Origin of the sequence: Micromonospora chalcea, from assembly GCF_028768405.1 — a bacterium.
Taxonomy (GTDB): Bacteria; Actinomycetota; Actinomycetes; order Mycobacteriales; family Micromonosporaceae; genus Micromonospora; species Micromonospora chalcea.
The window spans coordinates 4,250,607-4,273,597 of sequence record NZ_CP118233.1 but is presented as its reverse complement, the minus strand read 5'-3'; the positions used below and the strand labels follow the sequence as shown (position 1 = coordinate 4,273,597).

Here is a 22,991-nt window from a genome sequence, read left to right as displayed (position 1 = left end):
CTACCTACGGAAGTGTAGGTTTCCCCGCGTGGTCCGCCCATCATGGTCGTCGCGCGTCCCCGCCCTGTCCGCTGCCGTCCTGCTGGCGACCGCTCTGACCGGATGCGCCTTCGGCCGGGCCGAAGGCGCCACCGCGCCCGGAACAGCGGGAACAGCCAGCCCCACCCCGGCCGGCAAGCGCGTCTCCCTGGTGCAGAAGCTCGGCGACGAGGGCCCGATCCGCCACCTCGACGTGGACCCGTCCGGCCGCTGGCAGTGCCGCGACTGCGCCGGTGACGGCGTGGACGCCACCGGCACGCTGAGCCCCGAGCAGAGCCGGCGGCTCCAGCGGATGCTCGCCGACCCGGCGCTGGCGAAGGAGACCGACGAGGCCCGCGGCTACAAGCAGGGCTGCATCGGCGTGCTGACCTCGACGTTGCTCGTCCCGCCCGGCCTGACCGTCACCATCCAGGACTGCCCGGGCGAGCCGAAGCCGAAGGTGGCCTACGACGTGCTGCTGCTCGTCACCCAGGCCACGCCCGCCGAGGACAAGGGTTAGAACACCTTGCCGGGGTTGAACAACCCGGTCGGGTCCAGCGCCGCCTTGATCGCCTGGTGTACCCGTACGCCCACCGGGCCGATCTCGCGGGCCAGCCAGTCCCGCTTGAGCAGCCCCACGCCGTGCTCCCCGGTGCAGGTGCCGCCCAGCTCAAGCCCGAGCGCCATGATCTCGTCGAAGGCCCGCCGCCCCCGGGCCAGGCTGTCCGGGTCGGCCCGGTCGACCACGATGTTCGGGTGCATGTTGCCGTCGCCCGCGTGACCGACCACCCCGATCGGCACCCGGCACGCCTCGGCGATCCGGGCCACCCCGTCCAGCAGTTCCGCCAGCCGGGCGCGCGGCACCGCCACGTCGTCGATGACCAGGCCACCGTTGCCGCCGGGGTAGGTCTGCGCCGCGAACCGCTCCATCGCCGGGTGGGCCAGCCGCCGGGCCTGCAGCAGCGCCGCCGCCTCGGTCGCGTCGCCGGCCGCGTAGACCTCGTCGGCGCCCGCCGCCGTGCACACCTCGGCCAGCCGGGCCAGGTCGTCGGCGGCCCGGGCGCCGGTGTCCACCGCTGCCAGCAGCAGCGCCTCGGCATCAGTGCGCAGACCCATCGGCCGGTACGCCTCGATCGCCCGCAGATGGGTCCGGTCCAGCAGTTCCAGCAGGCTCGGGGTGAGCCCCCGCCCGGCGATCCCGGCGACCGCACCGCCGGCGGTGGCCACCGTGGGGAAGACCGCGACCAGGGTCAGTGACTGCTCCGGGGCCGGACGCAACGCCACTGTCACCTCGGTGATCACGCCGAGCGTGCCCTCCGAACCGACGAAGAGCCGGGTCAGGTCGTACCCGGCGACCCCCTTCGCGGTACGCCGCCCGGTGCGCAGCACCTCGCCGGAGGCGAGCACCACCTCCAGGCCCAGCACGTACTCGCCGGTCACGCCGTACTTCACGCAGCACATGCCACCGGCGTTGGTGGCCACGTTGCCGCCGACCGTGGACGACTCCCACGAGCCGGGATCCGGCGGATACCAGAGGCCGTGCTCCCGCACCGCGCGGGCGAGCGCCGCGTTGACCACGCCGGGCTGCACCACGGCGATCCGGCCGACCGGGTCGATCTCGCGGACCCGGTTCATCGCCACGGTGCTCACCACCACCGCGCCGTCCACCGCGTTCGCCGCGCCGGCCAGCCCGGTCCGCGCGCCCTGCGGCACCACCGGTACGCCGTGCCGCCCCGCCGCCCGGACCACCGCCACCACGCCCTCGGTGTCACGGGGCCGGACCACCACCAGCGGGACGCCCGAGTCGCACAGGTCGGCCTCGTCGCGGGCGTGCCCGGCCAGCAGGTCCGGGTCGGTCAGCACGGCGGCGTCGCCGAGCGCGCCCCGCAGGTCGTCGAGGAGGGGATGGGCGGCCATGCCGGGAAGGCTACCGGCGTACCGTCTGTTGCCGTGCTCTACCTGGACCCGCCCGCCGTGCCCTGGCGCGGCCGGCTCTGGTCGCACCTGATCAGCGACGTCTCGTACGCCGAGCTGCACGCGTTCGCGGAGATGCTCGGCGCGCCCCGGCGCGGCTTCGACCGGGACCACTACGACGTGCCCGCCGAACGGTTCCGGGCGGCGGTGTGGCTGGGCGCGACTGTCGTGCCCTCGCGGGAGATCGTCCGGCTGCTGCGGGACACCGGCCTGCGCCGTCCGAAGCACCGCTTCTCAGGCCAGCGCGGCCAGCTCCCGGGACAGGTTGGCCCGGGCGCGGGACTCCCAGCGGGCGTGCGGCTCGGGTAGCCGGTACAGCGCCGGCAGCGCGAGCAGGTGCCGCAGCGCCGCCGACCGGCCGGCGCGGAAGTCCGGGTCGGGCACGTGCGCGTACTCGGCGCGGATCGCGGCGGCGTACCTGTCGTAGCGCTCCGCCGGGGCCGCCAGCACCGCCAGGTCCGCGTCGCAGAGCAGCGCGCCGTCCGGGTCGTCCGGCCCGACCGCGTGACCGGCGGTGAGCAGCACCAGGCGGCGTACCCCGGTCACCGTCGCGGCCGGGAGCCCGGCGGCGGCCAGCAGCTCGCCGCCGAGGTCGGCGCTGGCCCGCTCGTTGGCGTCACCCGCCGCGCGCGGGTCGTAGACCGCGTCGTGGCACCACGCCGCGAGCCGGACCAGGTCGGGGTCGCGGGCCAGCCCGGCGTACGCGTCGACCACGTCGAGCACCGCCCGCAGGTGCGCCTCGTCGTGGTAGCGCCGGTGCGGCTCCCGCCAGCCCGCCAGCAGCCGGGCGCCGGCCCGCTCGACAGCCGCCGGATCGGTCGCGCCCGCCGCCCGCGCCGTCTCCCGCCACCGTGCCGTCAGGTCGTCCATCGGATGCAGTCTGCCCCCTTCGGCCCGGGTAGAGGGATTCAGCCGGGGCGGTACGGGTAGTACCGGCCATGGCCCGGGACGGACGACTGCAGTTCTTGCGTCGCGGAAAGCTGCGTGAGGGGCGGGCCGACCGCGACGGGCAGCGGATCGCCTCCGCGATGGAGGAGCTGCGGCACCGGGGCAAGGCGACCCTGCACGACCGGCTGCACCGGGTCCGGACCGCGTTCGGCCTGGCGGTGCAGGCCGGGCTCGCCGCCGGCCTGGCGTACCTGATCTCGCACCGGCTGCTGAAGAACCCCCAGCCGGTCTTCGCCCCGATCTCCGCCGTCGGCACGCTCGCCGCCTCGGTGGGGCAGCGGTTCCGGCGTACGGTCGAGCTGATCGCCGGCGTGGCCGTCGGCGTGCTGGTCGGCGACGCGCTCATCTACTTCGTCGGCACCGGCGCCTGGCAGCTCGCGCTCGTGGTGACCTCGGCGATCCTGCTGAGCATCTTCGCCGGGGCGAGCGTGGCGATCGTGATCCAGGCCGCGGCCACCGCGGTGCTGATCGTGACGCTCAGCCCGTCCACCGAGAACCTGGAATTCCCCCGCTTCATCGACGCGTTACTCGGTGGCGGCATCGCGCTGCTCGTCACCGCCATCCTGCTGCCGCTCAACCCGCTACGGGTGATCAACCGGGCCGCCCGGCCCGCGCTGGACCTCCTCGCCGACCAGCTCGACGCCTGCGCCGAGGCGCTGCGAAACCAGGACCGGGAGGCGGCCCAGCGCGCGCTGTTCCGGCTGCGAGAGAACAAGGAGGAACTGGCCGCCCTCTCCGAGGCGATCGAGGGTGCCAAGGAGACCAGCACGCTGTCCCCGGCCCGCTGGCACCGGCGCGGCGAGCTGACCCACTACGCGGAGGCGGCCGACCCGATCGACCGGGCCATGCGCAACACCGGCACGCTGATCCGCCGCGCGGTCACCATGATCGAGGACGACGAACCGGCCCCCGAGCCGATGCCGGACGCGATCGGTCATCTGGCCGAGTCGGTGCGCCTGCTCCGGCACGAGTTCGCCGCCGGGCAGGAGCCGCAGGAGGCCCGCGAACGGTCGCTGCGCGCGGTGAGCGAGGCCGGCCGGGCGTACGCCGAGGGGGTCGGCTTCTCCGGCAGCGTGGTGATCGCGCAGGTGCGTACCACGGCGAGCGACCTGATGGTGGCCTCCGGTATCGAGCAGGAGGAGGCGAACCGCCTGGTCCGGCAGGCGTTCGGCGAGAAGGAGCACCGCACCGGCCCACCCACCGACCGCAACCCCGCCGCCCACCCACCCACGGCCCCCCCAGTCGGCTGACCCGCCCGGCCCCCGCCGCCCGTCCCGCCGCCTGCCCGCCCCGCCCCGCCCCGGCCCGCCTCCCGCCCGGCCCGCCTCCTGCCCGCCGCGTTGATCAAGGAGTTTGTGTCCCTCCCGGAGATCAACTCAGACACAAACTCCTTGATCACCTCCATGGAGGCCGGCTGATCATGAAGTTGGCTGGTGGGGAAGCGCTTTCTGTGACCGCTAACTTCATGATCGCCCCGATGGGGCCCCGGGGGGCGAGATCTTGGTACGGGGACGCCCCCACCGGGGCGTCCCCGTACCAAGATCTCTGGCTGTCGTGGGTGCGGACGGGCCGGTTGCTCTTGGGCGGGAGGGGGAGGGGGAGGGGGAGGGGGCTGGGTTAGGGGAGGTGGGACAGGGCGGTCAGGAGGGCGTCGACCTGGGGCTCGGTGGTGCCCAGGCCCAGGCTGGCGCGCAGGGCGGTCGGGGGCAGGTCGGTGCGGCCGGTACGGGCGGCGGCCTCGGCCAGCAGGCGACGGGTCAGCGGGTGGGCGCAGAACAGGCCGTCCCGTACCCCGATCCGGTGCCGGCTCGCCAGATGCGCGGCCACGTCTGCGGAGTCCCGCCCGGCGACCACGAAGCTGACGATCCCCACCCGTGGGGCGTCCGGGCCGAACATGCGCAGCTCGACCACGTCGGGCAGCGTGGCGAGGCCGCGGCGCAGCCGGGTCAGCAGCGCCTGTTCCCGTACGTGCAGCGCCTGCCGGTCGGCCTCGCCGAGCGCGGCGCAGACCGCCGCCAGCGCCACCGCGCCGAGCAGGTTCGGGGTGCCGGCCTCGTGCCGTGCCGGGCCGGTGGTCCAGCGCACCTCGTGCGTGGCCGCGCCGACGTGGCTGGTGGCGCCGCCACCGGCCAGGTACGGCGGGGCCGCGTCCAGCCAGTCCGCCCGCCCGGCGAGCACGCCCGCGCCGAACGGGGCGTACAGCTTGTGGCCGGACAGCGCCACGTAGTCCACGTCCAGCGCGGCCAGGTCGACCGGGGCGTGCGGGGCGAGCTGCGCGGCGTCGACCAGGATGCGGGCGCCGTGCCGGTGCGCGACCCGGGCCAGTTCGGCGATCGGCCACACCTCGCCGGTGACGTTGCCGGCGCCGGTGACCGCGACCAGCACCGGCAGGCCGGGCCGGGCGTCGCGGGCCAGCTCGCCGAGCGCCGCCGCGAGGGACCGGACCGCGCCGGCCGGGCTGTCCGGCACCGGCAGGCGTACCGAGCCGCGCGGCCAGGGCAGCAGGTTGGCGTGGTGCTCGCCGCCGAACGTGATCACCGTGGTGCCCGCGGGCAGCGCACGGGCCAGCAGGTTCAGCGCGTCTGTGGTGTTCCGCGTGAAGATCACGTGGTCGTCGGGGCGGGCGCCGAGGAAGTCGCCGACGGTCTGCCGGGCCTGCTCGTAGGCGATCGTGCAGCGCCGGGACAGCGCGCCCGCGCCGCGATGCACGCTCGCGTACCAGGGAAGGAGCCCGGCCACCGCGTCGGCCGCGGCCCGCGCGCACGGCGCGCTGGCGGCGTGGTCCAGGTTGATCTCCCCCGGTACGCCGAGCACGCCGAGCGGGTCGGGCCGGACCGGCGCGGGCAGCACTGGCGACGGGGGTACGAGAGTGAGGGTCATGCCGGAGCCTCCCGGGTCACAGGTGGACCCCGGGTGGTGCCGGGACGGGGTCCGCGCTTGCCCAGCACGCGGAGCGGCGCTGGGCCCGGTCATCACCCGGGGCACCCCACCGCGAACCTCGACGAGGGTTGCCGGCCAGCAAGCCGGGGCTTGACGCTGGCGCTCGTGACCTGTTCGGGAGCATAGCCGTAGCGTTCGGCCCGGACCAGTGGGTCGCGGGTGACTACGCTGACCGCATGGCCGACACCCCGCCCGGCGGAGCCCTGCCGCCGCCGCCCGCGCCCGCCGCCCCGCCGCCGGGAGGGCCGACGCCCCGGATGCCGCTGCGCCGGCTCGGCTGGCGGCGCTTCCTCGCGCTGGCCGGTGTGGTGCTGCTGATCGCGGCCGGCGCGCTGTTCATGGTCTTCACGCTGGGCGAGAGCCTCGGCGCCGAGGCGCTGCTGGTGGGCCTGGTCGCGGCGATCCTGCCGGTGCCGGTGCTGGTCTCCTGCTTCCTGTGGCTCGACCGCTACGAGCCGGAGCCGTTGAAGTATCTGATCTTCTGCTTCGCGTGGGGCGCCTTCGTCTCCACCGCGATCTCGCTGCTGGTCAACGAGACCGGCGCGCGGCTGTTCGACGACCTGGGGCTGCCCGCCGCGCTGACCGCGGTGCTCGTCGCCCCGTTCATCGAGGAGCTGACCAAGGCGGCGGGCCCGCTCCTGGTGCTGATCTTCCGGCGCCGGGAGTTCTCCGGGATCACCGACGGCCTGGTCTACTGCGGGCTCTCCGCGGTCGGCTTCGCCATGGTCGAGAACATCCTCTACCTGGGCGGGTACGGCTACCGCACCGGCGTGGAGCAGTACGGCCCGGCCACCGGCGCGCAGCAGGTGATCGCGATCTTCATCGTCCGGATCCTGCTGTTCGGCTTCGCCCACCCGCTGTTCACCTCGATGACCGGCGTCGGGCTGGGCGTCGCGGCGCGTACCGCCGACCGAAGGGTACGGGTGCTCGCCCCGCTGGCCGGCCTGCTGCTGGCGATGATCCTGCACGGCACCTGGAACCTGCTGCCCTCGCTGGCCCAGGCCACCGGGCAGACGGTGATCGTGCTCTACGGGTACATCGGCGTGATGGTGCCGATCTTCTTCGCCATGGTGGGGCTGGCGATCTGGCTGCGCGCCTGGGAGGGCCGCCTCACCGAGCGCACGCTGCCGGACTACGTGCGGGCGGGCTGGCTCACCCCGCCCGAGGTGGCCGCGCTGGGCAGCCTGGGCCGCCGGCACGCGGCGCGTACGTGGGCCCGGCGGGTCGCCGGTGACGGCGGGGTGAAGGCGATGCGCGGCTACCAGTTCGCCGCGACCCGGCTCGCGCTGCTGCGCGACGGCATGCGCCGGGGACTGGACCGCAAACCCGCCGAGCGGGAACGGACAGCGCGGGAGGAACGGGAACTGCTGGAGGCGATCTCCGCGTACCGGTCGTTCTTCGTCGGCCGGGACCCGCAGGCGCCGGTCGGGGTCTGGGACGGTCAGCGCTACCACCTGCGGTTCCCGGACGGTTCGCAGCGCCCGGTGGAGGCGCCGGACGACCCGGTGGTGCCGATCCCGGTGGTGCTCGCCGCGCCGCCCGCGTACCCGCCGCCCGGCTACGGCCCGGGCGGCTGGCACGGCCCGGGCGCGCCCTGGCATCCCGGGCGCTGACGGGTCAGCTCATCAGGCCGGTCAGAAAGTCGCCGAGCCCCTGGGCGATCGCCATGAGCGCGGCCCCGATCCCCCTGAACACCTGCGCGGCCCCGTCCGGACGGAACGCCATGAAGTAGATCAGGAACGCGAGGAATCCCCAGGCGAGGATCTTCTTGATCACTACCGGCATGGTGTCCCTCCCCAGGGCGCTCAGGTGCCTGGGCTTCCCGCCGGGAAGCGCCGCAAACGGCGCCGATGCCGGGTCAGAGGGTGGAGAGCCGGATCAGAGGTAGAGACCGGTGGAGCCGGCGGCGGTGCTCTCCACCCGCTCGGCCGCCACGGCGTGCACGTCCCGCTCGCGCAGGAGCACGTACGCCCGCCCGTGCAACTCGACCTCGGAGCGGTCGTCCGGGTCGAAGAGCACCCGGTCGCCGGCCACGATCGAGCGGACGTTCGGCCCGACGCCGACGGCTGTCGCCCAGGCCAGCCGCTTGCCCACGGCGGCGGTCGCGGGGATCACGATGCCGGCGGTGGAGCGGCGTTCGCCCTCGGCGCCCTCGGTGCGTACCAGCACGCGGTCGTGCAGCAGGCGGATCGGCAGCCCGGCGTCGAGACTCTGGTCGGCGGTCACGCGAAGACGCTACCGCGTGCCCGGCTGTCGATTCCGCCGTGGTTCGCAGGAGCGCCGGGCGGGCAATGTGTGGCCGAGCCGCCCTAGGGTGGGGCGAGCAGACGTATCCTGTGCCCCCTGCGACGTGGTGGGGCCGACTTTGCCGGAGGTGCGCTTGAGCCGCTTCGAGCGGATGCGCGGACGGCTCCGCCGCGCGTACGAGTCGGGCCGGGAGGCCGCCCGGACCCGCCGGGCCGACCCGGAAGCGGCGCCGGGGGAGGCAGGAGTGGCCTCGCCCGCGTCACCGGGACCGTCGGCGTCGCCGGAGGCGACTGTGGTGGGCGTCGAGCCGCCGGCCGCGATGCACTCCTCGACTGTGAGCCGGGACGACACCGAGGTGCCGCACGCGCTGCGGATCACCGCCGCGTGGTGCTGGCGGCTGATCGTGATCGGCATCGTGACCTGGGCGCTCATCAAGATCATCGGCACCATCAGCATCGTGATCATCCCGCTGACCGTCGCGCTGCTGCTCTCCGCGCTGCTCGCCCCGGCGGTCGGCTGGCTGCTCCGGGCCCGCCTGCCCCGCTCCCTGGCCACCGGTGTGGTGCTCGTCGGCGGCCTGGCCGCCGTGGTCGGCACGCTGACGCTGGTGGTCAACGAGTTCATCAAGGGCGTACCGGAGCTGAGCGAGAAGTCCTCGCAGGGCATCCGGCAGATCCAGGACTGGTTCAAGACCGGCCCGCTGCACCTGTCCGACAGCCAGCTCGACCGCTACATCAACGAGGCGCAGAACTGGATCAACGGCAACACCGAGCGGTTCACCAGCGGTGCGCTCAGCACCGCCGCCACGCTGGCCGAGGTGCTCACCGGCACCGTGCTCGTGCTGTTCGCCACGTTCTTCTTCCTGCGTGACGGCAACTCCATCTGGCGGTTCCTGGTCCGGCTGCTGCCGGTCGCGGCCCGCTGGAAGGTCGACGACGCCGGTCGCGCGTCCTGGGCGACGCTCGGCGCGTACGTGCGGGCCACCGTGCTGGTCGCCTTCATCGACGCGGTCGGCATCGGCATCTTCCTGGTGCTGTTCGACATCCCGTTCGCGTTCCCGCTGGCCGCGCTGGTCTTCCTGGGCGCGTTCATCCCGATCGTCGGCGCGTTCCTGTCCGGCGTGGTGGCAGTGCTGGTCGCGCTCGTCGACAGCGGCCCGGTGACCGCGCTGATCATCCTCGGCGTGGTGGTCGGGGTGCAGCAGGTCGAGGGCCACGTGCTCCAGCCGCTGATCATGGGCCGGGCGGTGGCCATCCACCCGCTCGCTGTGATCATCGGCATCGCCGCGGGCGTGGTGCTGGCCGGCATCGCCGGCGCGCTGGTCGCGGTGCCGCTGATCGCCGTGCTCAACACCGCGGTCCGGCGGCTCGCCGCGCGTACCGTGCCGGACACCCCACCGGACGCGGTGGTGGTCGCCTCCCAGGCGCCCTGACCCGCACGACCCCCTGACGCCCGTGTCGCCCCGCCCGGGGAGGCGCGGGCGTCAGCTCTTGGCGAGCCGTTCCAGCGCGCCCCGGGCCACCTCGGGCCGGGTGGTGTACCAGAACGGCGGCAGCGAACGGCGCAGGAACGGGCCGTACCCGCGCGCCGTCTCCAGCCGCGAGTCGAGCACCGCCACCACGCCCCGGTCGCCGGTGGCCCGGATCAGCCGGCCGACGCCCTGGGCCAGCCGGACCGCCGCGATCGGCACGCTCACCGCCGCGAAACCCGAGCCGCCACCGGCGTCCACCGCCGCGGCGCGCGCCGCGGCGAGCGGCTCGTCCGGCCGGGGGAACGGCAACCTGTCGATCACCACGAGCTGGCAGGCGTCGCCCGGCACGTCCACCCCCTGCCAGAGCGACATCACCCCGAACAGGCAGCTCTCCCGCACCTCGCGGAACCGGCGCACCAGCAGCGGCAGCGCCTCCTCGCCCTGCAGCAGCACGGGCACGTCGGTCCGCGCGCGGACCAGCTCCGCCGCCTGCTGCGCGGCCCGTCGCGACGAGAAGAGCCCGAGGGTACGACCACCGAGCGCCCCGACCAGCGCCAGCAGCTCCTCACCGGCCGGCCCGGGCAGCCCGGAGATGCTGGGGCGGGGCAGGTGCGCGGCCACGTACAGGATGCCCTGCCGGGCGTAGTCGAACGGTGAGCCGACGTCCAGCGAACTCCAGCCCGGCCCCTCGGTGGCCGGCACGGTGCCGATCGACGCCCGGCTGCCCTCGGCGGCGGCCACCGGCGGCGTGACCGGGGTGCGGCCCGCGGCGGCAGCGGTGGCGATCGCGGCGGCGGCCGGGGACGGCGGGGCGGGCGGCGGCGCGTCCAGCCCCAGCGCCCGGGCCACCGTGTCGAAGCGGCCGCCCAGCGCCAGCGTCGCCGAGGTGGCGACGACCGTGCGCTCGTCGTACAGGTGGGTGGCGAGCGTGCCCGCGACCGACAGCGGCGCGACCACCAGCGCTCGGCGGCTGCCGTTGTCCGGCTTCTCGACCCAGGCGACGTCGTGGTCGGCCTCCTCCAGCAGCCGCTGCGCGGTGGTGGACAGTTCGTCCAGCACCGCCTTGGCCTGCTGCTTGCGTACCGGGTCGGGGTCGTCGGACTTCACGTCGCCGATCGCCTCCAGCGCGGCCCGGGTCGCCGAGTCCAGCAGCGTGCACGCCTCGCGCAGCGCGGACGGCAGACCGGCGGTGAGCCGCCCGGCCGGCGCCTCGGCCAGCCCCACGGCGAGCGCGTCACCGGCCTCGGTGAGCCGCTCGGCCAGGTCCGGGCGCAGCAGCGGCCGGGCCCGGCGGGTGGACCTGTCGATCAGCTCCGGCACCAGCTCGGCCTGGGCCGCCGAGGAGACCCGGTCGGCCAGCTCGTGCGCCTCGTCCACCACCAGCAGCTTGTGCGGCGGCACGATGTGCCGACCGGCGAGCATGTCGACGGCGAGCAGGCTGTGGTTCGTCACCACGATGTCCGCCTCGCGGGCGCGCGCCCGGGACGCCTCCGCGAAGCACTCCTGACCGAACGGGCAGCGGCTCGCGCCCACGCACTCGCGCGCCGGCATGGAGACGGTGCGCCACACCTGGTCGTCCACGCCCGGATCCAGCTCGTCCCGGTCGCCGGTGGCGGTCTCCTCGGCCCAGTCACGCAGCCGCTGCACCTGCTTGCCCAGGCGGCCCGCCTCGCCGAGCCACTTGGTGCCGCCGTTGCCGGGGCGCGGCGCGTCGAAGAGCGCGTCGTCCGGCTCGTCCTCGACCGAGCTGTCCAACCTCGCCAGGCACAGATAGTGGTGGCGACCCTTCAGCACGGCGAACGTGGGGCGCCGGCCCAGCACCGGCTCGACCGCGTCGGCCAGCCGGGGCAGGTCGTGCTCGACCAGCTGGGACTGCAACGCCAGCGTGGCGGTGGAGACCACCACCGGCCCGTCCACCGTCAGCGCCGGCGCGAGGTAGGCCAGGGACTTGCCGGTGCCGGTGCCGGCCTGCACCAACAGGTGCTCGCCGGAGGCGATGCTGCGCTCGATCGCCTCGGCCATCTGCTGCTGACCGGGCCGGGCCGCGCCGCCGGGAACCGCGCCCACCGCGGCGGTCAGCAGCTCCCCGGCGCCGGCGCGACCACTGCGGCGCTTCTTCGGGACGGCCGGGCCGGTGGCGGTGCGGGACGGGGTCACCGTGCGACCGTACCCGCCGGCACCGACGGGGGTCCGGTCGCTCCGGCGGCGTGGCGGGACGGCGGGTCGCGTCCGGTTACCTCCCGATCGCGTGGCGTGGCCGGAATCGGTTAGGGTGCCAGGCATGCCGAGCGACGTGGTCCGCGTGATCTACCGCAAGTACGACGGCAGCGCCCACCGCGACTACCCGGCCCGCCGCCTCGCCGAGGACGATCTCGGCGTCTGGCTCGGCGTGCCCGCCGGCACCGAATCCGTCTACCACGGCCGCCCGTCCGTCGAGCAGATCCCGTTCGTCCTGCTGGTGCCCCACCACGGCTGGTGGACCGGCATGTTCAACCCGCCGCCGCGCACCAGCGAGGTCTACTGCGACATCGCCACCCCGGCCCGCTGGGAGGGCGCGGAGACGGTCCACCTGATCGACCTCGACCTGGACGTGGTGCGCCGCCGCGAGACCGCAGTGGTCGAGCTGCGCGACGAGGACGAGTTCGCCGAGCACCGGGCCCGCTGGGGCTACCCGGACGACGTGGTCACCGAGGCCGAGGCGGCCGCCCGCTGGCTGCTCGGCGCGCTCGGCGACGGCACCGAGCCGTTCGCCACGTCGTACCGGAAGTGGCTGGCGCTGGTGGTCTGAGCCGGCTCACCAGCGCGGCGGCCAGGCGGCGTCCGGCCCCAGCGGCGGCAGCTCGCCGACCTTGTCCGGGTTGAGCTGGTTGAACACCCCGGTGACCCGCCCCTCGTGGACGGCGAACGAGGTGACGATCCGCATGGTCCGCCCGTCCCGGTAGGGGACCTCCGACTGCCAGCCCAGCGTGCCGTCCACCACCACCGGCCGGACCCGCATCGCGCCCCACTTGCGGGCCTGGTTGAACAGGCCGAGGAGCAGGCGACCGGCCGCCTCCGCGCCGACCACCGGCTGGCGGGCCGCCGGGAAGTGGCCGCCGGAGTCGCCGATCGCCACCACGTCGGGTGCGAGCACCCGGACCAACTGCTCCAGCTCGCCGGACTCCACGGCGGCGACGAACGCGGTGAGTACCCGTCGCTGCTCGGCGAGGTCGGCGCTGTGCTGCGGCGCGTCCGGCCGGTGCACCGCCCGCCGGGCCCGCGACGCGAGTTGACGCGCCGCCTCCGGCGTGACCGCCAGTACGTCCGCCACGTCGGAGAACGGCACCGCGAACACGTCGTGCAGCACGAACGCCACCCGCTGCTCCGGCGTCAGCCGTTCCAGCACCACCAGCAGCGCGGTGCCGATCTGGTCGGCGCGTACCGCCCGCTCGGCCGGGTCGGGCGCGAACCCGTCCGCCGCCGGCACGGTGGTCACCACCGGCTCGGGGAGCCACTGACCCGGGTACGCCTCCCGGCGCACCCGGGCGGAGCGGAGCACGTCCAGGCAGATCCGCGAGCAGGTGGTGATGAGCCAACCGCGCAGATCGCGTACGCGGGCGCGCTGCTCGGGGTCGCTCAACGCGCCGGAGAAGCGCAGCCAGGTCTCCTGGACGGCGTCCTCGGCCTCGCTGCGGCTGCCGAGCATCCGCCGCGCGACCGCCAGCAGATGCCCCCGCTCCGCTTCGAACTCCCCCGTAAGTTCATCCACCCACCCATTCTCCCGCCCCACCACCCGCCCCGGCACCCCGCCGCCCACCCGCGCCGATCTTGCGCTTGCCGCCCCGGCAAAAGCCGCTTTCCGGATGCACCAGGGGCCGCAACTGCAAGATCAGCGGGGTGGGGCGGGCGGGAAAGGGCTTCGGGGGTGAGGATCGGGGGATGAGTGAGGTGGTGGGGCCCGAGGGCGGGCCGATGCGGGAACTGCTGCGGGTGGGGCCGGGGGCGGTGGATCTGGCGGCGATCGACCCCCGGTCGACGCCCGGGCTGCCGGCGGTGGCCGGGCGCGGGCCCGCGCGCAAGGAGTGGGCACGGGCCCAGGTCGAGCTGGTCGGCGCGGAACTGGGGCGGCAGCAGGAGATGCTGTACGCCTCGGCGCAGGGCGCCGCCGGACCGGGCGGTGCCACGAGCGCGCCGGCCCAGGCGGGCGCGGGGCTCGGTGAGGGCCGGCCGCGCCGGCTGCTGCTGGTGCTCCAGGCGATGGACTGCGGCGGCAAGGACGGCACGGTGAAGCGGGTGGCGGGCGCGATGAACCCGCTCGGGCTGCACATCCGCTCGTTCGGGCCGCCCACCGAGGAGGAGTTGCGGCACGACTTCCTGTGGCGGGTACGCCGGGCGCTGCCGCCACCCGGGTACGTGGGCGTGTTCAATCGCTCGCACTACGAGGACGTGCTGATCGCCCGGGTCGAAGGGCTTGTCGACGAGGCGACCTGGCAATCCCGGTACGCGATCATCAACGACTTCGAGCGGGAACTGGCCGAGCAGGCGGTGACCGTGATCAAAGTCATGCTGCACATCTCGTTCGCCGAGCAGGGCGAGCGGCTGATGCAGCGGCTGACCGACCCGACGAAGTTCTGGAAGTACAACCCCAGTGACCTGGACACCCGGGCACGATGGGACGACTACCAGGCGGCGTACGCCGAGGCGATCGAGCGGTGCGGCGCCGACGACGCGCCCTGGTTCGTGGTCCCGGCGGACCGCAAGTGGTACCGGGACTGGGCGGTAGCCCACCTGCTGCGCGAGACGTTCGACGAGTTGCATCTGGGGTATCCGCCTGCCGATTTCGACGTTGAACGGGAGCGTGACCGGTTACGGAGCCAACTCGGCGGGTGATCAGGTGAACGGAAGGTGAACGAGCGGTGAATCGGGCTTGACCAGGGGTGGGCCGATCGAAAGCCGCCTGGACGCGATCCCTAGCATGCGCAATGCAGACGCCCGGGCGGCGACGGCCACCCTTCCACCGACACGACGAGGTCCGTGCTGTGAAGTTTTCCTTCCGTCCCACCGAGGGCGCCTTCTACGAGCTCTTCACCAGGGCCGCGCAGAACCTGGTCAAGGGGACCGACCTGCTCAACGAGCTGGGTCTGCCCGGCGCCGACGTGCAGTCGATCAGCGAGCGGCTGACCGACATCGAGCACGACAGCGACCAGATCACGCACGAGCTCTACAAGAAGATCAACTCCACGTTCATCACGCCGTTCGACCGGGAGGACATCTACCGGCTGGGCTCGCTGCTCGACGACGTGATGGACCACCTGGAGGCGGTCGGCAACCTGCTCTACCTGTACGGCCTGACCAAGCTCCCGTCCCTTCCGCGTGAGCTGCACGAGCTGGTCAACGTGCTCGACCTGCAGGCCAAGCTCACCGCCGAGGCGATGCCCCGGCTGAAGTCGATGAAGGATCTTGAGGACTACTGGATCGAGTGCAACCGGCTCGAGAACGACGGCGACCAGGCGTACCGGATGCTGCTGGTACGCCTCTTCTCCGGTGAGTACGACGCGCTCACGGTGCTGAAGATGAAGGAGGTGGCCGACGAGCTGGAGGCCGCCTGCGACGCCTTCGAGCACGTCGCCAACACCGTCGAGACCATCGCGGTCAAGGAGTCCTGATCCAGTGAGTCCCGAACTCATCGCCGTGCTGGCGGTGATCGCGGTCGCCATGGCGTTCGACTACACGAACGGCTTCCACGACGCGGCGAACGCGATCGCCACCAGCATCTCGACCCGGGCGCTGACTCCCCGGATCGCCCTGGCGCTGGCCGCCGTCGGCAACTTCGTCGGCGCGCATTTCGGCGCCGGCGTCGCCAAGACGGTCGGCGACGGCCTGGTCACGTTGCCGACCGGGGTGGAGAGCCTCGGCGTGGTCTTCGCCGGCGTGCTGGGCGCGATCATCTGGAACCTGATCACCTGGTACTTCGGCCTGCCGTCCTCCTCCTCGCACGCCCTCTTCGGCGGCCTGGTCGGCGCGACCCTGTTCGCCGCCGACGGCATCGTCCAGTGGGGCACCATCATCGAGAAGGTCCTCATCCCGATGGTGCTCTCGCCGGTGGTCGGCCTGGTGCTCGGCTTCCTGGTGATGCTGGCGATCATGTGGCTGTTCCGGAAGGGGCAGCCGGGCAAGCTCAGCCGCGGCTTCCGCTGGGCGCAGACCGCGTCCGCCGCCGCCATGTCGGTCGGCCACGGCATGCAGGACGCCGCCAAGACCATGGGCATCATCGTGCTGGCGCTCTACACCGGTGGCTTCCAGGAGAGCAAGACCCACATCCCGGGCTGGGTCTTCTGGACCTCCGCGGCGATGCTGGCCGCCGGCACGTACGCGGGTGGTTGGCGGATCATCCGGACGCTCGGCCGGAAGATCATCGACCTCGGCCCGGCGGAGGGCTTCGCGGCCGAGACCGTGGCCAGCGCGGTGCTCTACTTCAACGCGCTCGTGCTCAAGGCGCCGATCTCCACCACGCATACGATCACCTCGGCGATCATGGGTGTGGGCGCGACGAAACGGCTCTCCGCGGTGCGCTGGAACGTGGCCGGCAACATCGTGATCGCCTGGATCATCACGTTCCCGGCCGCCGCCGCGATCGCCTGCCTCGCGTACCTGCTGGTCCGCCCCCTGTTCTGAGCTCCCGCGCAACGACGTCGAGGGGTTCCCCGCCGTGGCGGGGAACCCCTCACGCGTAGGAGACGCCGATCCGGGCCTTGATGTCGTCGATCAGGCCCATCACCTCGAGCGTGGCGGCGTGCGGCACCAGCGGGCTCTCGGTCAGCCCGGCTGCCAGGCAGCGCTGCACCTCGATCGCCTCGTACTGGTAGCCGCCGCCGGTCAGGTCCGCCGGGATCGTCTCCGGCTCGGCGCCGGCCCGGTGCAGCACGGCGTGCGCGGGCCGGAAGAACAGCTCGGGCAGGTCGAGCCGGCCGGTCGTGCCGGTGATCGACGCGGTGATCGCTGTCGCGCCGACCATGCCGCAGCTGAGCGTTGCCACCGCGCCGGAGTCCCAGCCGAGCACCATGCCGGTGTTCTCGTCCACCGCCTCCGGGGTCAGCTTCGCCCACGCCTGCACGTGCTGCGGCACGCCGAGCACCAGGTGGGCCAGGCTCAGCGGATAGACGCCGAGGTCGAGCAGCGCGCCGCCGCCGAGTGTGCGGGCCCGCATCCGGTGCTCCGGCGGGAACGGGCCGGCCACGCCGAAGTCCGCCCGTACGTGCGTCACCTCGCCGATCGCGCCGTCCCGGATCAGCTCCAGCACGCGCAGGATCAGCGGGTTGGTCCGCATCCACATGGCCTCCATGAGGAACAGGCCCCGGGCACGGGCCGTCTCCACCAGCTCGGTGGTGGTCGGCAGGTCCAGCGTGCACGGCTTCTCCACCAGCACGGCCTTGCCGCCGGCCAGGCACGCCAGCGCCGCCTCGTGGTGCGCCGCGTGCGGGGTGGCCACATAGATCGCGTCCACGTCCGGGTCCGCGGCCAGTTCCGCCCACGAGGCGTACGCCCGCGGCACGTCGTGCCGGCGCGCGAACAGTTCGGCGCTCTCCCGGGTACGCGAACCGACCGCGACCAGTTCGGCGTCCGGCACCAGCCGCAGGTCCTCGGCGAAGCGGGCGGCGATGTTTCCGGTGGCCAGGATTCCCCAACGCGTCATGCCCGGCACGCTATCCCTTCCCGCTGCGGGACCGGCAGGGTGACCCACCGGTCGGGACGGCTCAGCGGGGGGTGTCGGCGACGGCCAGGGCGGCCAGTTCGATCGTCGCCCGCCGCGTCGCCAGCGTCGGCCGGTCGGGTTCCAGGTGCGCGTACGCGGCCCATGCCCCGGTCGAGCCGTCGAGCTGTTCCCGCAGGATGTCGGCGTGCCCGGCGTGCCGGTTGGTCTCGGCCAGCACGTGGACCATGACGTTGAACAGCTTGACGTGGGGGCGGGGCCACCACGGCACGTGGCCGGGCGCGTCGATGGGGAGGGCCTCGATGGTCGCGTCCGCGTGCTCCCACGCCCGTCGGTAGCGGCCGATCACCTCCTCGCGGGTCTCGTGCTCGGTCGCCCACATGTCGGCGCCGTCCGGATCCGGATCGTCCCACCGGGGCAGCGGTTCCGGGAACGGCCTGCCGAACACCTCGCCGAAGTACCGGGCCTCTGTGAACGCCAGGTGCTTGACCAGGCCGAGCAGGTTGGTGCCGGACGCGGTCAGGGGGCGGCGCACGTCGTACTCGGACAGCCCGTCGAGCTTCCACAACAGCACCTCGCGGATCTGACGCAGGTCGTTGTGCAGGTAGTCCTTGGCGAAATCGTCGATCACGGGTCACGACCCTGCCAGGCGCGGCCGACGCACGCTGCCCCGTGCCTGCCGGTGGCTGCGCCGCGGTCCAGCGGCGCACGGCTGAGCGCACGCGCCGATGCTCCGGCTGCGCCCGCTTCCGGGCGGCTGAAGTCGCTCCATGGTGACCACGTAGCGTAAAGATTGCTGAGAGTGATGGCTTTCGTTCGCCTGATCACCGAGTCGGGCACCCAAAAGCGACCAGGCGGACATAAGGCAGCTCTCTTTCGGGCTGACCCAGTCGCCTCTCGCCGACTTTGCTCTGCAGCCGCATGCACACTGCTCACGGAAGGTCGCCGATGCGGATCTGGCTGCAGAGCAAAGTCGGCGGAGGAGTGACCCCTGGTCGGGCGAAAATACTACCCAGTGTGATCGGGTCGCCCGCTGGGGAGCGCGGGTCCCGCGTGCCCCGGCGAGCGCGACCGGACTGCCCACCGTGTCATGCCCGGCACGCCGCCCGTAGGAACGTCAGGCGTCTCCCGTGCCATCGCGCCCGGCCCTGGATGCCCCGGGCTGCGGCGTGGCCACCAACCGCTGGCTCGCCCGGGCCGGACGGCCGTTCATCGTCTCCACTGCGACTTCGCGGCTGGCGACGAGGTGGAAATCGCCAAAGAGATGGTCCAGCCAGTCGGTGGTGTGGTGTCGGCACACCGCCCCGTCGTCGGTCTCGAATATCCCGTAGGTGCCGTACTTGGCTGCGAACCGTTCGTACCGGGAACGGTTACGGTGATCCTCCTGCAGGCACAGGTCACTGACATAGATGAGCCCGCCAGGCCGTAGCACCCGACGCAACTCCGTCACCAGTTCCCGCTGTCCGGCGTCGTCGGGTATGCACGTCAACACCGCGAACAGCAGCACCAGGTCGACGCTGTCCGCCTGGTGGTCGAGCTGCGGAGGATTGGTGAGAACCGTGAATTGCGCGGCGGCCTGCTCGTTCTTCGCGCGGGTGACGAGACGGGGCGCGACATCCACCCCCTCGACATTCTCGAAGCCCTGCTGCACGAGCAGCCCCGCCAGCCGACCGTAACCGCACCCGTAGTCGAGAACGCGTGCCCGCCGATCGATGCCGTTCAGCCACGGAAGTGCGACCGGGTGGCCGAAAGTCTTCGCGGCACCCTTGGAGTTCCAATACCCCACCTGATTGTTGAGATCCGTCATCCGAGGAGTATCGGCGCAATCGGCGGAGGGCGGCGGCATCGGGCGGCGGGGCGGCATCGCCCGTTACGGCACTAGGCTCGCCGCATGACGATCGACGGCTTCGCCGCACCCCCCGCCCTGGTGGAGCACGCCCGCCGGTTCCGGGCCGAGGGCGCCGTACCGGCCGTGCCCCGGGTCGCCGCCACCGTGCTGCTGCTCCGCCCGGTCGGCGACGGGTTCGAGGTCTACATGATCCGCCGGGTGGCGGCGATGACCTTCGGCGGCATGTACGCCTTCCCCGGCGGCGGCGTGGACCGCTCCGACTCGGAGGCGCACCTCGGCTGGGCCGGCCCGGACCCGGCGGCGTGGGGTGTGCGGCTCGGACTCGACCCGGCGGCCGCGCAGGCGGTGGTGTGCGCCGCCGCCCGCGAGGTCTTCGAGGAGGCGGGCGTGCTGCTCGCCGGGCCGGACCCCGACACGGTGGTCGGCGACGTGAGCGGCGACGACTGGGAGGCGGCCCGGCAGGACCTGGAGGGACGGCGGGTCGGCTTCGCGGACCTGCTGGCCGGGCGCGGCCTCACGCTCCGGTCCGACCTGCTGCTGCCGTGGAGCCGGTGGATCACCCCGGAGTTCGAGCCGCGCCGCTTCGACACGTACTTCTTCGTCGCCCTGCTGCCCGAGGGGCAGCGGACCCGGGACGTGTCCGGCGAGGCCGACCACACGCTGTGGCTGCGCCCGGCGGACGCGCTGGCCCGCGCGGAGGCCGGCGAGCTGACCATGCTGCCGCCGACCATGGTCACGCTCGCCGAGGTCGCCGCCGCGGGCGACCTCGACGGCGTGGCGCGGGATGCGGCGGAGCGCGACCCGGGTACGCCGATCCTGCCGTACATCGAGGGGCTGGACGGCGCCGAGCCCAGCTTCCGCCTCAGCCGAAGCGGCCGGTGATGTAGTCCTCTGTCTTCTTCTGGCTCGGGTTGCTGAAGATCTTCTGCGTGTTGTCGTACTCGATCAGGCGGCCCGGATCGCCGGTCTTCTCGATCGAGAAGAATGCGGTCCGGTCCGACACCCGCGCGGCCTGCTGCATGTTGTGCGTGACGATGATGATGGTGAACTTGTCCTTGAGCTGGAACATCAGGTCCTCGATGGCCAGCGTGGAGATCGGGTCCAGCGCCGAGCAGGGCTCGTCCATCAGCACCACCTGCGGCTCGACCGCGATGGTGCGGGCGATGCAGAGCCGCTGCTGCTGACCGCCGGACAGGCCCGCGCCGGGCTTGGCGAGGCGGTCCTTCACCTCGTCCCACAGGTTCGCCGAGCGGAGCGCCCGCTCGGCGGCCTCCTCCAGGATCGACTTGCGCCGCACGCCGTTGAGCCGCAGGCCCGCCACCACGTTCTCGAAGATGCTCATGGTGGGGAACGGGTTCGGCCGCTGGAAGACCATCCCGATCATCCGGCGGACCGCCGTGACGTCCACGTCGCGGTCGTAGATGTCCTGGTCGTCGATGGTGAGGCTGCCCTCGACCCGGGCGCCGGGCAGCACCTCGTGCATCCGGTTGATCGACCGCAGGAAGGTGGACTTGCCGCAGCCGGACGGCCCGATCAGGGCGGTGACGGTCTTCGGCTCGACGGTCAGGTTGATGTTCTCGATCGCCTTGAACCCGCCGTAGTAGGCGGTCACGTTCGTGGCTTCGATGCGCTTGGCCATGGTGGCGGTACCTCCGGGGTTCATCGGCCGAGCCGGTTGCGGCGGGACAGCAGCTTCGCCGCCACGGTGAGGACGAGGACGAGGGCGACCAGGGTCAGCGCGGCGGTCCACGCCCGTGCCGGCGAGTACCTCGACGCCTCACCGGCCTGCTGGTAGACGAAGAGGGCCAGCGACGACTGGTTGTTCTCGAACGGGTTGAAGTTGATCGCCGCGCCGCCGCCGGCGACGAGCAGCACCGGCGCGGTCTCACCGGCGGCCCGCGCGATGGCGAGCATGACGCCGGTGACGATGCCGGGCAGCGCGGTCGGCAGCACGACCCGCAGGATGGTCTTCCACTTCGGTACGCCCAGGGCGTACGCGCCCTCGCGCAGCGGCGCGGGCACCAGGCGGAGCATCTCCTCGGTGGAGCGGACCACTGTGGGCAGCATCAGCACGCTCAGCGCCAGCGCGGCGGCGAAGCCGGAGAAACCGGGCCGCCCGTCGTTGAACCACGGCGAGACGATCAGCACCCAGAAGGCCAGCACGAACAGGCCGGTGACGATCGACGGGATGCCGGTCATCACGTCCACGAAGAAGCGGATGGTGAACGCGAACCGGCCCCGGCCGTACTCGACGATGTAGATCGCGCAGAGCACACCCAGCGGCACCGTGATCAGCGTCGCGATGCCCACCTGCTGCAGCGTGCCGACGATCGCGTGGTACGCGCCGCCGTTGGCGTCCCGTGACCCGATGTTGTTCATCGAGGTGCCGAAGAAGTTCGCGTCCAGCCGCTCGGAGCCCTTGCTGACCAGCGTCCAGACCACCGAGGCCAGCGGCAGCACGGCCAGCACGAAGGCGGAGTGGATCAGCGCGCTCCAGGTCCGGTTGCGGGCCGACCGGCGGCCCTCAACCGCGTTCGCCGCGACGAACAGACCGGCCAGGTAGAGCAGCGCGCCGACCACCACGACCAGGACCGGGCCGCCGATGCCGGCGCCGTACACGATGCCCGCCGCGAGTAGCAGCGCCGCGACGGCGATGGCCGGAGCGGCGTACGCGGGAAGTCGCCTCGCCCGCAGCGTGGCCGGCTGGGCCGGCGGGCGCGGGCGGCGGGGGGTGAGGGTGGTGGTCATGCGGCCGACTCCGTGAACTCGCGCCGCCGGTAGATGATCGCCCGGGCGGTGATGTTGACGATCAACGTGATCGCGAACAGCACCAGGCCGGAGGCGATGAGCGCGCCCCGGCCGGTGTCGTTCGCCTCGGCGAACCGGTTGGCGATGTTCGCGGCGATCGAGTTGCCGCCGCTGGCCAGGATGTTGAACGAGATGGCGTACGTGGAGCCGAGCGTGAGCGCCAGCGCGATGGTCTCGCCGAGCGCCCGGCCCAGGCCGAGCATCACCGCGGCGATGACGCCCGGGCGCCCGTACGGCAGGACGGCGGTGCGGATCATCTCCCAGCGGGTGGCGCCGAGCGCGAGCGCGGCTTCCTCGTTCGCGGTCGGGGTCTGCCGGAACACCTCGCGGGACAGCGAGGTGATGATCGGCAGCACCATGATCGCCAGCACCACGGAGCCGAGCAGGATCGAGTTCCCGTACGGGCCGTCGCCGAAGATGGGGATCCAGCCGAAGTACCTGTTCAGCCAGGCGGACAGGTCGGCGACCGGCTGGGCGAAGTAGTCCCGGCCCCAGAGGCCGAAGACGACGCTCGGCACGGCGGCCAGCAGGTCGATCAGGAAGCCCAGGGCGTTGCCGAGCCGCCGGGGCGCGTAGTGCGACAGGTACAGGGCGATGCCCAGCGCGACCGGCACCGCCATGAGCAGCGCCAGCAGCGAGCTCAGGACGGTGCCGAAGGCGAGCGCGCCGATGCCGAACTGCGGCGGGTTGTCGTTCGGGAACCAGCCCTCGAACGTCCAGAACGACTCGGTGTTCGCCCGCAACGCCGGGACGGCCTTGGCGACCAGGAAGATCGCGATGGCCGCGATGACCACCAGGACCGTGGTGCCGGCGGCCAGGGTCAGGCCGCGGAACGCCCGTTCCGCGCCGAAGGCGCGGGCCCGGGGGAGGGCGCCGCCGCCGCCGAGGCCACCGTCGGGGCGGCCCGGGTTACCGGGGCGCTCGGCCACACGCGCCGAGGCACCGGCGGGTCCCTCGTGGCTCGTGGCCACGGGAGTCCCGCCGGTGCCGGCGTGGGCCGAGCGCTGAGGGGTGTCACCCATCTGCTCGCTCGCTTCGCGTTGAGG

The 22,991-nt window shown here is 73.1% G+C and carries 23 protein-coding genes and 1 riboswitch; of the genes, 10 read left to right on the top strand and 13 right to left on the bottom strand.

What is annotated here, in order from left to right; genetic code table 11:
• Positions 1-28: 28 nt before the first annotated feature.
• A complete protein-coding gene (locus PVK74_RS18865) occupies positions 29-538 on the top strand; it encodes a hypothetical protein (protein ID WP_043327989.1) in 510 nt (169 codons plus the stop codon).
• Here PVK74_RS18865 and PVK74_RS18860 read toward each other — a convergent pair.
• Entirely contained in the window at positions 535-1,935 is a 1,401-nt protein-coding gene (locus tag PVK74_RS18860) for an FAD-binding oxidoreductase (RefSeq protein WP_274476927.1), read from the bottom strand. The genes PVK74_RS18865 and PVK74_RS18860 overlap by 4 nt on opposite strands.
• Before the next feature lie 33 nt (positions 1,936-1,968).
• Here PVK74_RS18860 and PVK74_RS18855 point away from each other — a divergent pair, with 33 nt between their 5' ends.
• Entirely contained in the window at positions 1,969-2,301 is a 333-nt protein-coding gene (locus PVK74_RS18855; protein WP_043330893.1) for a DUF4031 domain-containing protein, read from the top strand.
• Here PVK74_RS18855 and PVK74_RS18850 read toward each other — a convergent pair.
• Positions 2,227-2,862 carry an HD domain-containing protein gene (locus PVK74_RS18850; protein WP_030502765.1) on the bottom strand — a complete coding sequence of 212 codons (636 nt, stop codon included), beginning with the start codon at positions 2,860-2,862 and terminating at the stop codon, positions 2,227-2,229. The two genes, PVK74_RS18855 and PVK74_RS18850, sit on opposite strands and share 75 nt — an antisense overlap.
• Before the next feature lie 68 nt (positions 2,863-2,930).
• On the opposite strand from PVK74_RS18850, the gene PVK74_RS18845 reads away from it, so the two are divergent.
• Positions 2,931-4,190 carry an FUSC family protein gene (locus PVK74_RS18845; RefSeq protein ID WP_043327993.1) on the top strand — a complete coding sequence of 420 codons (1,260 nt, stop codon included), beginning with the start codon at positions 2,931-2,933 and terminating at the stop codon, positions 4,188-4,190.
• Positions 4,191-4,557: 367 nt separating this feature from the next.
• Here PVK74_RS18845 and PVK74_RS18840 read toward each other — a convergent pair whose 3' ends face one another.
• Positions 4,558-5,820 (bottom strand): aminotransferase class V-fold PLP-dependent enzyme, encoded by a 1,263-nt coding sequence (locus PVK74_RS18840; RefSeq protein ID WP_274476924.1) that lies wholly within the window; start codon positions 5,818-5,820, stop codon positions 4,558-4,560.
• A gap of 48 nt (positions 5,821-5,868) precedes the next feature.
• Positions 5,869-5,991, bottom strand: a riboswitch (SAM riboswitch).
• Between the two features lie 65 nt (positions 5,992-6,056).
• On the opposite strand from PVK74_RS18840, the gene PVK74_RS18835 reads away from it, so the two are divergent.
• Positions 6,057-7,493, top strand: a complete 1,437-nt coding sequence (locus PVK74_RS18835) for a PrsW family intramembrane metalloprotease (RefSeq protein WP_084789594.1) — start codon at positions 6,057-6,059, stop codon at positions 7,491-7,493.
• 4 nt (positions 7,494-7,497) lie between these two features.
• Here the strand turns inward: PVK74_RS18835 and PVK74_RS18830 are convergent, their stop codons facing one another.
• On the bottom strand, positions 7,498-7,656 hold the full coding sequence (locus PVK74_RS18830) for a hypothetical protein (RefSeq protein WP_197494901.1): 159 nt from the start codon (positions 7,654-7,656) through the stop codon (positions 7,498-7,500).
• A 102-nt stretch (positions 7,657-7,758) separates the two neighbouring features.
• Complete coding sequence (locus PVK74_RS18825; RefSeq protein ID WP_043327996.1) at positions 7,759-8,106, bottom strand: GroES family chaperonin; 348 nt, start codon at positions 8,104-8,106, stop codon at positions 7,759-7,761.
• A 154-nt stretch (positions 8,107-8,260) separates the two neighbouring features.
• On the opposite strand from PVK74_RS18825, the gene PVK74_RS18820 reads away from it, so the two are divergent.
• Entirely contained in the window at positions 8,261-9,559 is a 1,299-nt protein-coding gene (locus PVK74_RS18820; protein WP_231915501.1) for an AI-2E family transporter, read from the top strand.
• Positions 9,560-9,610: 51 nt separating this feature from the next.
• On the opposite strand, the gene PVK74_RS18815 is transcribed toward PVK74_RS18820, so the two are convergent.
• Positions 9,611-11,755: an ATP-dependent DNA helicase gene (locus tag PVK74_RS18815; protein WP_274476923.1), complete on the bottom strand. Its 2,145-nt coding sequence runs from the start codon at positions 11,753-11,755 to the stop codon at positions 9,611-9,613.
• Between the two features lie 124 nt (positions 11,756-11,879).
• Here PVK74_RS18815 and PVK74_RS18810 point away from each other — a divergent pair, with 124 nt between their 5' ends.
• Complete coding sequence (locus PVK74_RS18810; RefSeq protein ID WP_043327997.1) at positions 11,880-12,386, top strand: DUF402 domain-containing protein; 507 nt, start codon at positions 11,880-11,882, stop codon at positions 12,384-12,386.
• Positions 12,387-12,392: 6 nt separating this feature from the next.
• Here PVK74_RS18810 and sigJ read toward each other — a convergent pair whose 3' ends face one another.
• Positions 12,393-13,346, bottom strand: coding sequence for an RNA polymerase sigma factor SigJ (gene sigJ / locus PVK74_RS18805; RefSeq protein ID WP_043327998.1), 954 nt, complete (start codon positions 13,344-13,346; stop codon positions 12,393-12,395).
• A 170-nt stretch (positions 13,347-13,516) separates the two neighbouring features.
• Here sigJ and PVK74_RS18800 point away from each other — a divergent pair, with 170 nt between their 5' ends.
• The 3 genes from PVK74_RS18800 to PVK74_RS18790 all read left to right on the top strand — a co-directional run bounded on the left by PVK74_RS18800 (position 13,517) and on the right by PVK74_RS18790 (position 16,252).
• Positions 13,517-14,467, top strand: coding sequence for a PPK2 family polyphosphate kinase (locus PVK74_RS18800; RefSeq protein WP_274476922.1), 951 nt, complete (start codon positions 13,517-13,519; stop codon positions 14,465-14,467).
• Positions 14,468-14,616: 149 nt separating this feature from the next.
• Positions 14,617-15,243: a DUF47 domain-containing protein gene (locus PVK74_RS18795; protein ID WP_030504473.1), complete on the top strand. Its 627-nt coding sequence runs from the start codon at positions 14,617-14,619 to the stop codon at positions 15,241-15,243.
• 4 nt (positions 15,244-15,247) lie between these two features.
• On the top strand, positions 15,248-16,252 hold the full coding sequence (locus tag PVK74_RS18790; RefSeq protein ID WP_030504472.1) for an inorganic phosphate transporter: 1,005 nt from the start codon (positions 15,248-15,250) through the stop codon (positions 16,250-16,252).
• Between the two features lie 49 nt (positions 16,253-16,301).
• On the opposite strand, the gene PVK74_RS18785 is transcribed toward PVK74_RS18790, so the two are convergent.
• The 3 genes from PVK74_RS18785 to PVK74_RS18775 form a co-directional block, all read right to left on the bottom strand.
• On the bottom strand, positions 16,302-17,270 hold the full coding sequence (locus PVK74_RS18785; RefSeq protein ID WP_274476921.1) for a Gfo/Idh/MocA family protein: 969 nt from the start codon (positions 17,268-17,270) through the stop codon (positions 16,302-16,304).
• Positions 17,271-17,331: 61 nt separating this feature from the next.
• Positions 17,332-17,919: a DinB family protein gene (locus PVK74_RS18780; protein ID WP_104112850.1), complete on the bottom strand. Its 588-nt coding sequence runs from the start codon at positions 17,917-17,919 to the stop codon at positions 17,332-17,334.
• 486 nt (positions 17,920-18,405) lie between these two features.
• Positions 18,406-19,095 carry a class I SAM-dependent methyltransferase gene (locus PVK74_RS18775; RefSeq protein ID WP_166457589.1) on the bottom strand — a complete coding sequence of 230 codons (690 nt, stop codon included), beginning with the start codon at positions 19,093-19,095 and terminating at the stop codon, positions 18,406-18,408.
• A gap of 84 nt (positions 19,096-19,179) precedes the next feature.
• On the opposite strand from PVK74_RS18775, the gene PVK74_RS18770 reads away from it, so the two are divergent.
• A complete protein-coding gene (locus PVK74_RS18770) occupies positions 19,180-20,019 on the top strand; it encodes an NUDIX hydrolase (protein ID WP_274476919.1) in 840 nt (279 codons plus the stop codon).
• Here PVK74_RS18770 and pstB read toward each other — a convergent pair.
• Genes pstB through pstC form a run of 3 tightly spaced genes read right to left on the bottom strand, consistent with a single transcriptional unit; the run spans position 20,000 to position 22,967 of the window.
• Positions 20,000-20,776 (bottom strand): phosphate ABC transporter ATP-binding protein PstB, encoded by a 777-nt coding sequence (pstB, locus tag PVK74_RS18765; protein WP_013288829.1) that lies wholly within the window; start codon positions 20,774-20,776, stop codon positions 20,000-20,002. The two genes, PVK74_RS18770 and pstB, sit on opposite strands and share 20 nt — an antisense overlap.
• A gap of 20 nt (positions 20,777-20,796) precedes the next feature.
• On the bottom strand, positions 20,797-21,885 hold the full coding sequence (gene pstA, locus PVK74_RS18760; protein WP_274476917.1) for a phosphate ABC transporter permease PstA: 1,089 nt from the start codon (positions 21,883-21,885) through the stop codon (positions 20,797-20,799).
• Entirely contained in the window at positions 21,882-22,967 is a 1,086-nt protein-coding gene (pstC, locus tag PVK74_RS18755; RefSeq protein WP_043328007.1) for a phosphate ABC transporter permease subunit PstC, read from the bottom strand. Before pstC ends, pstA begins: the two co-directional genes overlap by 4 nt.
• Positions 22,968-22,991: the final 24 nt, after the last annotated feature.